The organism is Pseudoduganella sp. HUAS MS19 (assembly GCF_053615455.1).
In genome coordinates this window covers 4,934,918-4,948,787 of record NZ_CM132133.1, presented here as the reverse complement: position 1 = coordinate 4,948,787, position 13,870 = coordinate 4,934,918, and the positions used below count along the sequence as shown (strand labels likewise).

Annotated in this window: 14 protein-coding genes; 10 read left to right on the top strand and 4 right to left on the bottom strand. The window is 62.4% G+C overall.

Annotation, left to right across the window (positions count from 1 at the left end; translation table 11 throughout):
- Positions 1 to 18 precede the first annotated feature (18 nt).
- The 3 genes from ACWBU6_RS22685 to ACWBU6_RS22675 are packed head-to-tail and all read left to right on the top strand — an operon-like array spanning position 19 to position 3,302.
- Positions 19 to 507: a CvpA family protein gene (locus ACWBU6_RS22685; protein ID WP_452645607.1), complete on the top strand. Its 489-nt coding sequence runs from the start codon at positions 19 to 21 to the stop codon at positions 505 to 507.
- 39 nt (positions 508 to 546) lie between these two features.
- Positions 547 to 2,073 carry an amidophosphoribosyltransferase gene (gene purF / locus ACWBU6_RS22680; RefSeq protein WP_452645606.1) on the top strand — a complete coding sequence of 509 codons (1,527 nt, stop codon included), beginning with the start codon at positions 547 to 549 and terminating at the stop codon, positions 2,071 to 2,073.
- On the top strand, positions 2,073 to 3,302 hold the full coding sequence (locus tag ACWBU6_RS22675) for a cystathionine gamma-synthase family protein (RefSeq protein WP_452645605.1): 1,230 nt from the start codon (positions 2,073 to 2,075) through the stop codon (positions 3,300 to 3,302). Before purF ends, ACWBU6_RS22675 begins: the two co-directional genes overlap by 1 nt.
- A 63-nt stretch (positions 3,303 to 3,365) precedes the next feature.
- Here ACWBU6_RS22675 and ACWBU6_RS22670 read toward each other — a convergent pair whose 3' ends face one another.
- The 4 genes from ACWBU6_RS22670 to lexA form a co-directional block, all read right to left on the bottom strand.
- A complete protein-coding gene (locus tag ACWBU6_RS22670; RefSeq protein WP_452645604.1) occupies positions 3,366 to 4,829 on the bottom strand; it encodes a M61 family metallopeptidase in 1,464 nt (487 codons plus the stop codon).
- Positions 4,830 to 4,939: 110 nt separating this feature from the next.
- Positions 4,940 to 5,329, bottom strand: coding sequence for a hypothetical protein (locus ACWBU6_RS22665; protein WP_452645603.1), 390 nt, complete (start codon positions 5,327 to 5,329; stop codon positions 4,940 to 4,942).
- Between the two features lie 311 nt (positions 5,330 to 5,640).
- Positions 5,641 to 6,261: a glutathione S-transferase family protein gene (locus ACWBU6_RS22660; protein ID WP_452645602.1), complete on the bottom strand. Its 621-nt coding sequence runs from the start codon at positions 6,259 to 6,261 to the stop codon at positions 5,641 to 5,643.
- On the bottom strand, positions 6,261 to 6,950 hold the full coding sequence (gene lexA, locus ACWBU6_RS22655; protein WP_452645601.1) for a transcriptional repressor LexA: 690 nt from the start codon (positions 6,948 to 6,950) through the stop codon (positions 6,261 to 6,263). Before lexA ends, ACWBU6_RS22660 begins: the two co-directional genes overlap by 1 nt.
- A 140-nt stretch (positions 6,951 to 7,090) precedes the next feature.
- Between lexA and ACWBU6_RS22650 the strand changes: the two genes are divergently transcribed.
- From ACWBU6_RS22650 to ACWBU6_RS22620, 7 genes are all read left to right on the top strand, one after another.
- Positions 7,091 to 7,555: a hypothetical protein gene (locus tag ACWBU6_RS22650; RefSeq protein WP_452645600.1), complete on the top strand. Its 465-nt coding sequence runs from the start codon at positions 7,091 to 7,093 to the stop codon at positions 7,553 to 7,555.
- 184 nt (positions 7,556 to 7,739) lie between these two features.
- A complete protein-coding gene (locus ACWBU6_RS22645) occupies positions 7,740 to 10,667 on the top strand; it encodes a sensor histidine kinase (protein ID WP_452645599.1) in 2,928 nt (975 codons plus the stop codon).
- A 159-nt stretch (positions 10,668 to 10,826) separates the two neighbouring features.
- Positions 10,827 to 11,207: a 30S ribosomal protein S6 gene (gene rpsF, locus ACWBU6_RS22640; protein ID WP_090438998.1), complete on the top strand. Its 381-nt coding sequence runs from the start codon at positions 10,827 to 10,829 to the stop codon at positions 11,205 to 11,207.
- 18 nt (positions 11,208 to 11,225) lie between these two features.
- Positions 11,226 to 11,519, top strand: a complete 294-nt coding sequence (gene priB / locus ACWBU6_RS22635; RefSeq protein ID WP_452649607.1) for a primosomal replication protein N — start codon at positions 11,226 to 11,228, stop codon at positions 11,517 to 11,519.
- Positions 11,520 to 11,550: 31 nt separating this feature from the next.
- On the top strand, positions 11,551 to 11,841 hold the full coding sequence (gene rpsR / locus ACWBU6_RS22630) for a 30S ribosomal protein S18 (protein WP_057259638.1): 291 nt from the start codon (positions 11,551 to 11,553) through the stop codon (positions 11,839 to 11,841).
- 34 nt (positions 11,842 to 11,875) lie between these two features.
- Positions 11,876 to 12,328 (top strand): 50S ribosomal protein L9, encoded by a 453-nt coding sequence (gene rplI / locus ACWBU6_RS22625; protein WP_090438992.1) that lies wholly within the window; start codon positions 11,876 to 11,878, stop codon positions 12,326 to 12,328.
- Positions 12,329 to 12,424: 96 nt separating this feature from the next.
- A complete protein-coding gene (locus ACWBU6_RS22620) occupies positions 12,425 to 13,816 on the top strand; it encodes a replicative DNA helicase (RefSeq protein ID WP_130312785.1) in 1,392 nt (463 codons plus the stop codon).
- Positions 13,817 to 13,870 lie beyond the last annotated feature (54 nt).

Genomic DNA, 13,870 nt, shown 5'->3' with positions numbered 1-13,870 from the left:
ATTCGAGGCTGCGCTGACGTGACGATTTTCGATTACCTGGTTATTTTCGTGCTGATCGCATCCATCGTCATCAGTACCATGCGCGGCCTGGTCAAAGAAGTATTGTCGCTGGCAGGCTGGATCGTCGCCTTTGTCGTCGCCAACGCTTATGGTCCCTGGCTGGCACCCATGCTGCCGGAAGCCCTGCCGGGCGCGGTGGTGCGCCTGATCGTTGCCTTCATTGCACTGTTTATCGGAGTGCTCATCCTCATGGCCTTGCTGACCATGGCAATCAATGCGCTGATCGAAGCCGGCGGCCTGTCGTTTGCCGACCGCAGCCTGGGAGCGCTGTTCGGGTTCGGCCGCGGCATTGTGATTGTGCTGGTTGGCGTCATATTGTGCGGGATGACTTCGATGCCCAAGCAGGAATTCTGGCAGAACGCGCTGTTGAGTCCGATGGCGGAATCCGGCGTGCGTACCGTGAAACCATTCCTGCCTGCCGCGATGGCGCAGCATGTCCATTTTTAGAATTCTTTAAATCCGCAGTACCAAGTTTAGGAGCACACCATGTGTGGCATCGTCGGCGTCGTATCCCACCAACCAGTCAACCAGATGCTGTATGACGCGCTGCTGCTGTTGCAGCACCGCGGCCAGGATGCGGCAGGCATCGCAACCAACCAAAGCAACACGTTCTCCATGCACAAGGCCAATGGCCTGGTGCGCGACGTGTTCCGCACCCGGAATATGCGTTCGCTGAACGGCAATTCCGGTATCGGCCACTGCCGCTACCCGACCGCCGGCTCTTCCAGCGAAGAAGAAGCGCAGCCGTTCTACGTCAACGCGCCGTTCGGCATCACCCTGGCGCATAACGGCAACCTGACCAACTGGGAACAGCTCAAGGACGAGATGTTCAAGATCGACCGCCGCCACATCAACACCGACTCCGACTCGGAAGTGCTGTTGAACGTGCTGGCGCACGAGATCCAGAAGGCTTCCACCGGCTTCACCCTGGCCCCGGCGACCCTGTTCCAGGCCGTGACGGTGCTGAACAAGCGCGTGCGCGGCGGCTACGCAGCCGTGGCGCAGATTGCCGGCACCGGCATGTTGGCCTTCCGCGACCCGAACGGCATTCGTCCGCTGTGCCTGGGCGTGAACGAATCCGCCGACGGCACCGAATACATGATCGCCTCCGAATCCGTGGCGCTGGAAGGCATGGGCTTCCGTTTCGTGCGCGACGTGCTGCCGGGCGAAGCGATCTTCATCGACATGGACAACAAGCTGCATGCGCAGATCTGTGCCGATGCGCCGAAGCTGAATCCGTGCGTGTTCGAATATGTGTACCTGGCGCGTCCCGACTCGGTGATCGACGGCGCCTCCGTGTACAACACCCGCCTGAAAATGGGCGAATACCTGGCCGACAAGATCAAGCGCGAAGGCCTGGCCGACGACGTCGACGTCGTGATGCCGATTCCCGATTCCTCGCGTCCTGCCGCGATCCAGCTCGCCATGCGCCTGGGCGTCGATTACCGCGAAGGCTTCATCAAGAACCGCTACATCGGCCGCACCTTCATCATGCCGGGGCAGGCGATGCGCAAGAAATCCGTGCGCCAGAAGCTGAACGCCATCGGCGACGAATTCAAGGACAAGGTCGTGCTGCTGGTGGACGACTCCATCGTACGTGGCACCACCTCGCGCGAGATCGTGCAGATGGCCCGCGAAGCCGGCGCCAGGAAAGTGATCTTCGCCTCCGCCGCGCCGCCGGTGCTGTACCCGAACGTGTACGGCATCGACATGCCGACCCGCGACGAACTGATCGCCCACGGCCGCACGCTGGACGAGATCTGCAAGGAAATCACCGCCGACGCGCTGGTCTACCAGGACCTGGAAGACCTGAAGAAAGCCATTGCCGACGTCAATCCTGCGCTGACCGAATTCGAGGCTTCCTGCTTCGACGGCAAGTACATCACCGGCGACGTCTCGGCCGAGTACCTGGACCGCATCGAGCAGGCGCGCCACAACCCGACCAAGGCCAAGGTTGCCGAAGACGCGGCACGCACGCAACTGAACCTGAATACTGCCACGACGGAGTCCTGATGAAGAACTACGGCTTCACGACCACCATCCTGCACAACGACCGCCAGAAAGGCATCGAGCACGGCTCGCTGCACAAGCCGATTCACACCTCGGTGACTTTCGGCTATGCCGACGCGCGCCAGCTGGCGTCGGTGTTCCAGGGCAAGGAGCCGGGTTTCCGCTACGGCCGCCAGGGCAACCCGACGGTTGCCGCACTGGAGGACAAGGTCAGCAAGATGGAGCAGGGCGTGGGCACGATCTGTTTCGCCACGGGCATGGGCGCCATCGGCGCCGTGTTCCAGGCGCTGCTGCGTGCCGGCGACCATGTCGTGTCGTCGTCGTTCCTGTTCGGGAATACCAACTCGCTGTGGCAGACGGTGGCGGGGCAGGGCGTGGGCGTGGACTTCGTCGACGCCACCGACGTGGCCAACGTGGCCGCGGCGCTCAAGCCTGAAACGCGCATGGTGTTCGTCGAAACGATCGCCAACCCGCGCACCCAGATCGCCGACCTCAAACGCATCGGCCAACTGTGTGCCGAGCGCGGCATCCTCTACATCGTGGACAACACCATGACGTCGCCTTACCTGTTCCGTCCCAAGGACGTCGGCGCCGGCCTGGTGGTGAACGCGCTGACCAAGTCGATTGGCGGCCATGGCAATGCGCTGGGCGGCGCGCTGACCGATACCGGCGCATACGACTGGAGCAGGTTCCCGAATATCTTCGAGAACTACAAGAAGAACCCGGTGGTGCAATGGGGCCTGGTGCAGATCCGTGCCAAGGCGCTGCGCGATTTCGGCGCTTCGCTGGCGCCGGAAGCCGCGCACCACATCGCCGTTGGCGCCGAAACGCTGGCGCTGCGCATGGACCGTACTTCGGCCAATGCGCGCGCCCTGGCCGAGATGCTGGAAGCCGACGAACGCGTGGCAGCGGTGTATTACCCGGGGCTGAAATCGCACCCCCAGCATGGCATCGCAGCCGAATTGTTCAAGGACTTCGGCTCGTTGCTGAGCTTTGAGCTGAAGGACGGCATAGACTGCTTCGACTACCTGAACAAGCTGAAGCTGGCGATCCCGACTTCCAACCTGGGCGACACGCGCACCTTGGTGATCCCCGTCTCGCACACCATCTTCTACGAAATGGGTCCCGAGCGCCGCGCCTCGATGGGCATTGCCGACAGTCTGATCCGCGTCTCCGTCGGCATCGAAGACACTGCCGACCTGATCGCCGACTTCCGGAACGCCCTCGACTGATACCGTTCAGCCCGTGTCACACCATGGGGTGTGACCCCATGGTGTGACACGGCCTCGGCCGTATCAGTGGGGGATGCCGAAGATGGCGGCGAAGCGGGCCTGCTGTTCGGCTGTCGCGGCAGGGTCGCGCAGCAGGTAGGTTTCCAGCATGCCGAACTGCTCGAGGCGCAGGCCGATGTCCTTGAACAGCGGGGCGAGGTCGGGCGCTTTGCTGGTGGCGACGATGTTGTTCAGCAGCGGGTCGAGGTCGATGCCGCTGATCGCTTTTCCGATGCGGACGATGTCGGCCTGGCTGTATGTCTTGCCCTTGTGGCCAAATTCCTTGTACATCTCGTTGAGCAGCGTGTCGAGGCTCACCTTGCCCTTGCTGGCCTTGCGCAGTTCCACGTCCATCGCCAGGCCGGCTATCGTGCCGCCGCCGTAGACCAGCAGCCAGTTGCGGTGCTTGTCTTTTACCGCTTCGCGCACGGTGACGGTCAGGCCCTGTACCTTGCGTGCGACATTCTGGCCGCGCGCGAGGTTCTCCAATTGCTGGATCAGCATGGTCCGGTCCATCAGCTTGTTGCGCGCCATGGTGGTCACGGTGACGTAGTCGTTCACGCCTTCCTTGAACCATTCTTCGCTTTCGTTCCTGGGCACAAGCGAGTGTCCATTCCAGAAATGGGCCAGCTCGTGCGCCATCACCTTGCCCCAGATCGGGCGCGAGACTTCGCTGCCGTCATCTTTCAGGTATTGGCTGAAGGAGCCTGCAAACGCTCCGCCGTCGCCGCTGTCGCCCTGGTTGATCACGACCAGGAAGCGGTCGGCTACCGGGCCGCGGCCATATAGTTTTTGGTAGCTGTTCATCTGCTTGTCGATCATCGATACGAAAGCGTCGCGCCGTTTCCAGTATTGCTTGCCCATCACCAGCGTCATCTCGACGCCGCCGGCCTTGAACGTTTCCGAACGTGCCGTGCCGAAAAAGAGGGCGTTGTTTACCAGCTCGCGCCGCGTGTCGACAACGAAGACGCCAGGCTTGCCGGTGCTGCGCCACGGCGTGTTGGCTTTCCATCCCATCGGCAGGTCGAAGGTGACTTCGGTCTGCCCGAGCATTTTTACGCCGGGGACGATGAACAGGGGATAGCCGACCGACATCAGGCCTTCATCGGTGTGGTAGGACACTTCTTCATTCCCGCCCGGCCATTGATATTTGTCGTGCTCCAGGCGGATGTCGTAGGACAGGCGCAGGCGGCGGTCGCCGTCGACGTCGTATTCGCCTTCACCCTTGTCGTTCAATACGACGGCATTGCCGGCCATATCGCTTACCTGCAACTTTTCGATCAGGTCGGCCTGGCCATTTTTGAGTTGCGGTATCGGCATGCAGTTGAATAGTGCCAGCTCGCGGCCTTCGACCCAGACGTCGGCTTCGATATGGGCGCGCCTGGCTTCCTTGTCGATGCTGAGGCGGTAGTGGTTGGTCTGCTGATCGAAGGCGAACGCGGATTGCGCTGCCAGCATCGCGGCTGCGACGCAGAATGGCTTGAACATCAAGATCTCCCCGGTTGTGGTGTGTGTTTTGTGTGTGACTTTAGGTTAGCGCAGCCACCCGGGGACGGTGGCTGCGACGAACTGCAGGATTGGCGGTACAGGCTGCACGCTTAGCGTAGCGCTTTTTCCACAACTGCCTTCATGGCGGGCATGGCGCAGCGCAGGGCGGCGTGGCCGCAGTCGGTGTCGAGCACCGTGGCTTCCTCCTTGCGCAGCTTGGCGAAGGCAATCGCCGGTGCCGGATTGACCAGGTGGTCCTGTGCTGCGTTGATAGCGGCCACGCGCGCCTTGATGCGGGGCGCGGTTTCTTCCAGCTTGCCGCCTTGGGCGATATCGTGCCCCAGCACTGCGCGGATCTGCCACAGGGAGTTGTTGGCGTCCATGCCGTCAGGATCGGAGGACTGGCTCTCGCGGAAGAACTTTTCGAAATCCTTCGGCGCTGTGCGCGCGCTGCGGTGCGCCGGGCTGTCGAAGTTCATGGCGAACAGCAGGTTGTACATCGGCAGCGGCGGGTTCTTTGCGTAGCGGCCGCCTGCAGGTATTCAGGGTGCCAAAAGTGCGATAGCCGATGGCGCAATCGCTGATGGTGGCTTTGTTTTCGAGCTGCAGGTCGCCCATGTTGGCGAACTGTTGTTGCGGGGCGGCGGCGTACGCGCTGGAAAACGATAGTGCGAAGGCGCACAGGATGGAGCTGAAACGGCGGACGTGCATGTTATCTCCTCTTCTTTTTTTCGATGCAGGAAGGATAAGCCGGGGGGCGTGCGATAGCACTTGGGTGCGACAGACGGCAGGAATCGGGGAGCAGGCTGGCTTAAAACGGCACGGCGCCGGGCATGTCATAAGGATGGCGCCAGCCGGGAAGGGCCCGGATGCGTCCTAACCAGCCCGCCACGTGGGCAGGGTAGCCGACGTGGGCTTGCTCGGGCCAGAACATATAGCCGCAGATGGAGAAGTCGGCGATCGTGGGCTCGGCGCCCAGCAGGAATTGGCGGCTGTCGGAAAGCTCTTCGTCCAGGCGCGCGATGTCGGCGTCAAAGCGCGCGCGCATCCAATCGAGCACGCCGGGCGGGTAGCCTAGCGGGTCAAAGCGCTGGCCGTAGCGCAAGTGGGGCAGCGAGGTGCCGATGCGGTTGGCTTCCCAGAACAGCCATTCGCGGCAGCGTGCCAGGCGTTCGGGCGTTTCGCCGCCGAAGGCTTGGCTGTGTTGCGCCAGGAATAGCAGGATGGCGTTGGATTGTACGTAGGGTTGGCTGTCGTGCACCAGCAACGGAACCTCGCCGTAGCGCGCCAGTGTGCGGAATGGTTCGGGACGCGCCGCGCGTTCGAAGCGCAGGTCGACTTCTTCGTATTCATATGGCAGCGCTGCTACTTCGAGCATCAGCCGCACCTTGAAGGTGTGGCCCGATTCGGCACTGCCATACAGCTTGAACATCAGTGCCAGGTCCGCATCAGACCTACTGCCAGTCCTTCCAGCGCGAAGTCGTCTTCCGGGCTGACGGTGATGATTTTGAAGTCCGGATTTTCCGGCAGCAGTTCGATCTTGCTGCCCGTCTTGCGATAAGTCTTGACCGTGACGTCGTTGCCGATACGGGCCACGACGACCTGGCCGTTGCGGGCGCTATCGGTCTTTTTCACGGCCAGCAGATCGCCATCCATGATGCCGATGTCGCGCATCGACTCGCCGCGCACTTTCAGCAGGAAGTCGGGCTTGGCCGAAAACAGCTTGGGGTCGACGCTGTACGTCGTCTCCAGGTTTTCCTGTGCCAGGATAGGCGAGCCGGCGGCGACGCGGCCGATCAGGGGCAGGGAGACCAGCATGCCCGCAGGTACGGCAGGCATGTCGTCGAATTCGACACTGGCGCGCGACGCCTGGCGTGGCGCTGCCGTGCCGGTGGCGGCGCCGCCGAAGTTGCCGGTCAGGCGGATGCCGCGCGAGGTGCCGGCGGTGATTTCAATTGCGCCCTTGCGTTGCAAGGCTTTCAGGTGTTCTTCCGCGGCGTTGGCGGATTTGAAGCCAAGCTCCGCCGCGATTTCTGCGCGGGTTGGCGGGAAGCCGGTGCTGTCGATCGCATCCTTGATCAGGTTGAGGATCTGTTCTTGTCGTGCTGTGAGCTTGATCATGGCGCTATGGTCACTATTGTGGACTGTGGATATAGACAGTCTGTATTTTTGTACAGTATGAAAGGAATTGCAAGCAAATTTGTTGCAATGGCAGAAAATATTCGGCTTAATGTCGATTCGACAAGCACTTGGAGGGCAGGATGGGACGGTTTGCTTTCTTGCTGGCGGCGGGGATTTCTTTGTTCGGTGCTGCGATCCATTTCGCGGCGCCTTTGCTGGGAGCGCAGTGGTATGCCTTGCTGCAGGCGCCGCCCAAAGTCGTGGCTTCAGCCCAGGCGGGGGGCCTGCTGGCGCCAGCAGGCGCCGCCGGTATCGGCGTGCTGATGCTGGTGTGCGCCTTGTATGCCCTGGCCGGAGCCGGCAAGCTGCGCTGGTTGCCGTTCGCGCAGATGGTGCAAGGGGCGCTCGCCGCGCTGTGTTTGCTGCGTGGCGTGCCGGTGCTGCCTTTCCTGTACAGATTTCCCGACCGAGCCTGGACGTTCGACGTCGTTGCTTCGCTCATCTGGCTAGCGGCAGGCCTGGGCTTCCTGGTCGGGATTCTTGCCCCGCATCGCAGCGAGCCGCCTGCGCCAACTGCGGGCCGGGAGCAGGCGCCCGTCGCTTGAGCAGGCGCGCAGCGGGCGTGGCGGCGCGCCTGCTGCGTTAAACTGCTGCCCCATCCCGCCATCCTGTTTTCCCGGAGTTTTTTTGCCCGCGTTCCTGAACACTTTTTTCGCCGGCCGATGCCGTGCTGCTGCAGGTTCTTGCTTCGCCGCCTTGCTGTGTTTTCCCGCTTTTGCCAGCCCAACCTTGCCCCCGCTGCTGGCGGACTACAGCCATACGCAATGGGGAGCGCAAGACGGTGCCCCAAACGATGTTGTCCAGTTCGCCCAGACTGCGGACGGCTGGCTGTGGCTGGCGTCGCCTTCCGGCTTGTACCGCTTTGACGGCGTGCGTTTCGAGCGCGTTGACCAAGTGCGTGGCCAGCGCCTGCAATCGACCAGCGTACTGGGCTTGCTGGGCACGCCGGACGGTGGACTGTGGGTCGGGCACCGGTTCGGCGGAGTGAGCCATGTCAAGAACCAGCGTGTGACGCTGCACAAACCTGGGGCCGGCTTGCCGAATGGCGCGGTGATGAGCATTGCGCGCGGCCCGGACGGCGCGATCTGGGTGTCGACTTCGCAGGGCTTGGGACACTTGGCTCCCGGGGCTGAGCGCTTCACTACGGTCAGCAGCAGTGGCTTGCCGCAGGGGCTGATATATAAAGTTCTGTTTTCGCGCAGCGGCATCCAGTGGGTCGCCACCGCGGGCGGCGCCTACTATCGCAAGCCTGGCGCACAGCGCTACCAGCCGGCCTGGCCCAGTATGCCAATGGCAGCGATGGACGAGGCGCCGGATGGCACCATCTGGGCCTCAGATGGCGTCGATAAACACTACAGGCTATACATGTCGCGACCCAGTGCAAGCGCGCGGCCCCAGCCTGTGCCAGGCGGCACCGGCATCCATTTCGACCGCGACGGGGTCATGTGGGTGCTGAAGCTGCACGCGCTCGAGCGGCGCGTGGCGCCTTATCTCGCCTGGCCAGCGCCGGCGTTGGACCAGCCGCCGGCGGCGCAGCAGCTTGGCCGACAAAATGGCCTGCCTGGCTGGCTGCCGCAGATGTGGTTCCAGGACCGCGAAGGGAATATCTGGATCGGCAGCTCGACCGGTATTGACCGCCTGCGGCGCAACCAGCTGCGCCCCCTGGTGAGCAGCGTAGCGTTGAGTCGGCCTGGTGTGATCGCCGATACAGGCGGTCGCGTGTTCATCGGCGACCAGCTGGGGCCATTGCGTAGCGCCGACAAGGATGGCTTGCGGGAAGTGGCCGGGCCGATGCCGCTCGGGGCCTCACATCGCGCGCCAGACGGCACGCTCTGGGTCGGCGACCACACCCACCGCTGGCGCCGCACCCCGGGCGGCAAGTGGATTGGCTTACCGCTTCCGCCACTGCTGAAGGGATCGCGCGTTCTGGCCATGCAGACTGGGCGCGATGGGCGGATGTGGGTTTCCATGCAAAAGCACGGCTTGTTCAGGGTTGATGGTGAGCAGTGGCAGCGCGGCGGCGGCCTGCCGGGATTGCCAACGGCACGGGCGCTGGCGCTTGCCCGCGATGCGGATGGCAGGATTTGGATCGGGTATGTCGGCGGTGCCGTTGCCTGCGTGGATGGCGATCGCGTGCGCCTGTATGGCCAAGCCGACGGCCTGAAGCTGGGGCATGTCCAGTCGCTGCTGACAGACGGGGCGCGGATCTGGGCCGGCGGCGAGTTCGGCCTCGCCTATCTGGACGGCAATCGCTGGCTCGACGTGGCGGTGCCAGCGCGCGGCGTGTCGGGCATGGCGCGCACGCCCGATGGTGAACTGTGGCTGCACGGTGCCGACGGGGTGGCACGCATCGGCGCGCAGGAAGTGCAGCGCTTGCTGGCCGAACCTGGCAGCCCGGTCGCGTTCGAGCGTTTCGACGGCCCCGGCAGCCGAGGTGGTGCAGAACAGGTGGGACCGCTTCCCAGCCTGGTCCAGGGAACCGATGGGCGGCTATGGTTTACCACCCCGAGCCAGGTTTCCAGCATCGATCCGCGCCGCATTCCGCGCAATCCATTGGCACCGCCGGTGCAAATTGTCTCGCTGCGCGCTGCGGGAAAGCGCTATGACGGCGCACAGATTGCGCTGCCGGTCGGGACAGGCGAGCTGGAGATTAACTACACTGCCCTGGGCTTGCTCATGCCGGAACGGATGCATTTCCAGTACAGGCTGCATGGCCTGGACACCAGATGGCACGATGCCGGCAACCGGCGCAATGCCGTGTTCAACAATCTGGGGCCGGGAACCTACCGCTTCCAGGTGATCGCGGCGAATGAGGACGGCGTGTGGAACCGGGACGGTGCGCAGGCAACGATAACGATTCCACCGCGCTTTGTGCAAACCGGCTGGTTCGCCGCATTGCTTGCGATGCTTGGCGCGCTGGCCCTGTACCTGCTGTACCGCTTGCGCCTGCGGCAGATCACGCGGCGCATGAATGGCCTGATGCACGCCCGCCTGGCGGAGCGTGCGCGCATCGCACGCGGCTTGCACGATACCTTGCTGCAGAGCGTGCAGAGCCTGATCATGTTTTTCGACATGCAGGCGCGCAGTCTCCCGCAAGACCGTGAGCGCGAAAAGATCGAGCAAACCTTGAAGCTGGCCGACCAGTTAATGGTCGAAGGGCGGGACTGTATCCTCGACCTGAGAACTGCGGCGGAGCCGCGTGAGTTGGGCCAGGCGCTGCGCGATTATGGCGGCGTGCTGCTGCATGAGCGCTTGACGGTGGCGGTGCAGGGGCGGCCGCGTGAGTTGAAGCCGCAGGTACGCGATGAGCTGTATGCGATTGCGCGTGAAGCGCTGTTCAATTGCGCGCGGCATGCCGGCGCCACCCGGGTCGAACTCACGCTCGACTATGGCCGCGACAGCGTCGTCATCACGATCAGCGATGATGGCTGTGGCGGAGCCCGCGAGCGCGTGGGGCATTATGGCCTGGCGGGGATGCGGGAGCGGGCCGGTTCGGTCGGCGCCGCGTTGACCATCGCGTCGACGGCGGGCGAGGGCACCTCGGTCGGGCTGCGCATCGCGGCCGGCCTGGCCTATGCGGACATGTTTTCCCCCGGGCTGTTTGCGCGCTGGCGCCGCCGGCCGCTGGTGCAGCAGGCACGAGCGTGTGGTGGATAAGCCGCGATGTTGCTGTATGGGAAACGTTATCCGCTGCCGCCGCAGCCGGGAAATGCTTGAGCCGGCCGGCAAAGTCTGCTATGCTTGCGGGCTTACCTCTTCCCACACCCGTCTTGACGCCGGGGTGGGCTATATTCACAGTCCTTAAGGGAGTTATTAATGCGTCACTACGAAATCGTATTTATCGTCCACCCGGACCAAAGCGAGCAAGTGCCCGCGATGATCGAACGTTACAAGACCAGCGTGACCTCGCGCGGCGGTAACGTGCACCGTGTTGAAGATTGGGGCCGCCGTCAAATGGCTTACTCGATCCAGAAACTGGCCAAGGCACACTACATCTGCCTGAACATCGAATGCGACAACGAGACCCTGGTTGAGCTGGAAACCGCATTCAAATTCAATGATGCCGTGCTGCGTCACCTGACCGTCAAGATGAAGAAAGCGGAAACCGCTCCTTCCCCGATGATGAAGTCGGTCCAGCGTGAAGACGCGGCCAAGAGCCATCGCGCCGAAGCCCCAGCAGCGCCTGCAGCGGCCTGATTCCTGACAGGAGACGGTCTGTACAACCAGCTCCGGGTTACCGCCCTGATTGTCGAACGGGATGAAATTCGTTACACCCCGGCCGGCCTGCCGATTGTGAATGCAAGCTTGCAGCACAGTTCGCAGCAGACAGAGGCTGGCATTGCCCGACTGACCGAGTTTGAGATCCCTGCCGTTGCGGCGGGCGAGTTGTCAAAACGATTCAGTCAGGCGCCCCTTGGAGGCTTGTACGAGTTCACCGGTTTCCTGGCCAAGAAGAACCGCAATAGCAGAACCCTGGTGTTTCACATCATTGATTTTCGTGCTGTCTAAGCAGCGCAATTTTTAAATACAGGAGCCTAAAATGGCATTCGGTAAAAAGTTCGACAAAAACAAGCTCAAGCTGAAAGAAAAGCGCAAGCAACAAAACCCTCTGTTCAAGCGCAAGAAGTTCTGCCGCTTCACCGCCGCTGGCGTTGAGCAAGTGGACTACAAAGACGTAGACACCCTGAAAGATTTCATCCAGGAAAACGGCAAGATCATGCCAGCACGCCTGACCGGCACCAAGGCGCACTACCAGCGTCAAGTTGACACCGCGATCAAGCGCGCCCGCTACCTGGCCCTGCTGCCATACACCGATCTGCACCACGCTTAATCAGCGGCTCAGATCTAAGTACCTGGAGAACACTATGCAAATCATCCTGCTGGAAAAAGTTATCAACGTCGGCAACCTGGGCGACGTGGTGAAAGTGAAAGACGGCTACGCCCGTAACTTCCTGATCCCTCAGAAACTGGCACGCCGCGCTACCGCTGCTGCTGTTGCTGAATTCGAAGCCAAGCGCGCCGAACTGGAAAAAGCTGCTGCCGCCAAGCTGGCCGCTGCCCAAGCCCAAGGCGAAAAGCTGAACGGCATGACCGTGACCGTATCGCAGAAAGCCGGCGTCGACGGCCGTCTGTTCGGTTCCGTGACCAACTTCGACATCGCAGAAGCCCTGACCAAAGCCGGCTTCGCAGTGGAAAAATCCGCTGTGCGCCTGCCAACCGGTCCTCTGAAGACCACCGGCGAGTTCCCGGTCGCAGTTGCTCTGCACACCGACGTGGTGGCAGAAGTGACCGTGGCTGTTGTCGGCGAAGCTGCTTAATCAGCGTCGTAAATACAGCAAAAAAGCCGGGTTCGCCCGGCTTTTTTTATTTTCAGGGATTCTTACGGCGTTGCCGAAGCAGGTATAATGCGCGCCATGAACGCCGCACCCCAGTCCGACCCACAAGTCGATTCCCTTCGCATCCCGCCGCACTCGATCGAGGCAGAGCAATCTGTCATCGGTGGTTTGTTGCGTGACAACGCGGCGTGGGACCGTATTGCGGACTTCATGAATGCGGAAGACTTCTACCGCTACGACCACCGCATCATCTTCGAACAGATGATCCGACTGATCAACTCGGGCAAGCCGGCCGACGTGGTGACCGTCTTCGAAGCCTTGAGCATGCTGGGCAAGGCGGAAGAGGTGGGCGGCATGGCCTACCTGAACGCCATGGCGCAGAACACGCCGTCGGCGGCCAATATCCGCCGTTATGCCGAAATCGTGCGCGATCGGGGCGTGCTGCGCAAGCTGATCACCGTGGCCGACGAAGTGTCGGGCAATGCCTTCAGCCCGCAAGGCAAGGACGTGAAGCAGATCCTGGACGAGGCGGAAGCGAAAATCTTCGCCATCGCCGAAGCCGGTTCGCGCGGCGCTGCCGGCTGGCTGCCGGTGCAGCCGCTGCTGACCCAGGTGGTGGAACGTATCGATGAACTGTATTCGCGCGATTCCAGTTCCGAAATCACCGGCGTGCCGACCGGCTGGACCGACCTGGATAAAATGACCTCGGGCCTGCAGCCGGGCGACATGGTGGTTGTCGCCGGCCGTCCTTCCATGGGCAAGACTGCGTTCTCCATGAACATCGCCGAAAACGTGGCGGTGGAAGCCGGCCTGCCGGTGGCGGTGTTCTCGATGGAGATGGGCGGCGTGCAGCTGGCCATGCGTATGCTGGGTTCTGTCGGCCTGCTCGACCAGCACCGCCTGCGTACCGGCAAACTGATTGACGAGGATTGGCCGCGCCTGACGCACGCCATCCAGAAAATGAATGAAGCCCAGGTCTATATCGACGAGACCCCGGCACTGAACCCGATCGAGATGCGCGCCCGTGCGCGCCGCCTGGCCCGCCAATGCGGCAAGCTGGGCCTGATCGTGGTCGACTACCTGCAGCTGATGCAGGGCAGCCAGCCGGGCGACAACCGCTCGGCCGAGATCTCAGAGATCTCGCGTTCCCTGAAGGGCCTGGCCAAGGAGCTGCATTGCCCCGTCATTGCACTGTCCCAGCTGAACCGATCGCTGGAACAACGTCCCAATAAACGTCCCGTCATGTCCGACCTGCGCGAATCCGGCGCTATCGAGCAGGACGCGGACGTGATCATTTTCCTGTATCGCGACGAAGTCTATAACCCCGACTCGCCGGATAAAGGCACCGCCGAGATCATTATCGGCAAACAGCGTAACGGTCCGATCGGCGCGGTGCGCCTGACCTGGATCGGTGCATACACCAAGTTTGGCAATTACACCGGTAACCTGTCGATCTACCAAGGCGACTGATTACCAGGCTGGCCACGCTGGGTGGCCTTGCTGCAGTATCTACGAATCAACCAA

Coding starts and splice junctions, on each gene's coding strand:
- purF (WP_452645606.1), top strand. CDS start 547: ATGTGTGGCATCGTCGGCGTCGTATCCCACCAACCAGTCAACCAGATG.
- ACWBU6_RS22675 (WP_452645605.1), top strand. CDS start 2,073: ATGAAGAACTACGGCTTCACGACCACCATCCTGCACAACGACCGCCAG.
- ACWBU6_RS22670 (WP_452645604.1), bottom strand. CDS start 4,829: ATGTTCAAGCCATTCTGCGTCGCAGCCGCGATGCTGGCAGCGCAATCC.
- ACWBU6_RS22665 (WP_452645603.1), bottom strand. CDS start 5,329: ATGTACAACCTGCTGTTCGCCATGAACTTCGACAGCCCGGCGCACCGC.
- ACWBU6_RS22660 (WP_452645602.1), bottom strand. CDS start 6,261: ATGTTCAAGCTGTATGGCAGTGCCGAATCGGGCCACACCTTCAAGGTG.
- lexA (WP_452645601.1), bottom strand. CDS start 6,950: ATGATCAAGCTCACAGCACGACAAGAACAGATCCTCAACCTGATCAAG.
- ACWBU6_RS22650 (WP_452645600.1), top strand. CDS start 7,091: ATGGGACGGTTTGCTTTCTTGCTGGCGGCGGGGATTTCTTTGTTCGGT.
- rpsF (WP_090438998.1), top strand. CDS start 10,827: ATGCGTCACTACGAAATCGTATTTATCGTCCACCCGGACCAAAGCGAG.
- rpsR (WP_057259638.1), top strand. CDS start 11,551: ATGGCATTCGGTAAAAAGTTCGACAAAAACAAGCTCAAGCTGAAAGAA.
- rplI (WP_090438992.1), top strand. CDS start 11,876: ATGCAAATCATCCTGCTGGAAAAAGTTATCAACGTCGGCAACCTGGGC.
- ACWBU6_RS22620 (WP_130312785.1), top strand. CDS start 12,425: ATGAACGCCGCACCCCAGTCCGACCCACAAGTCGATTCCCTTCGCATC.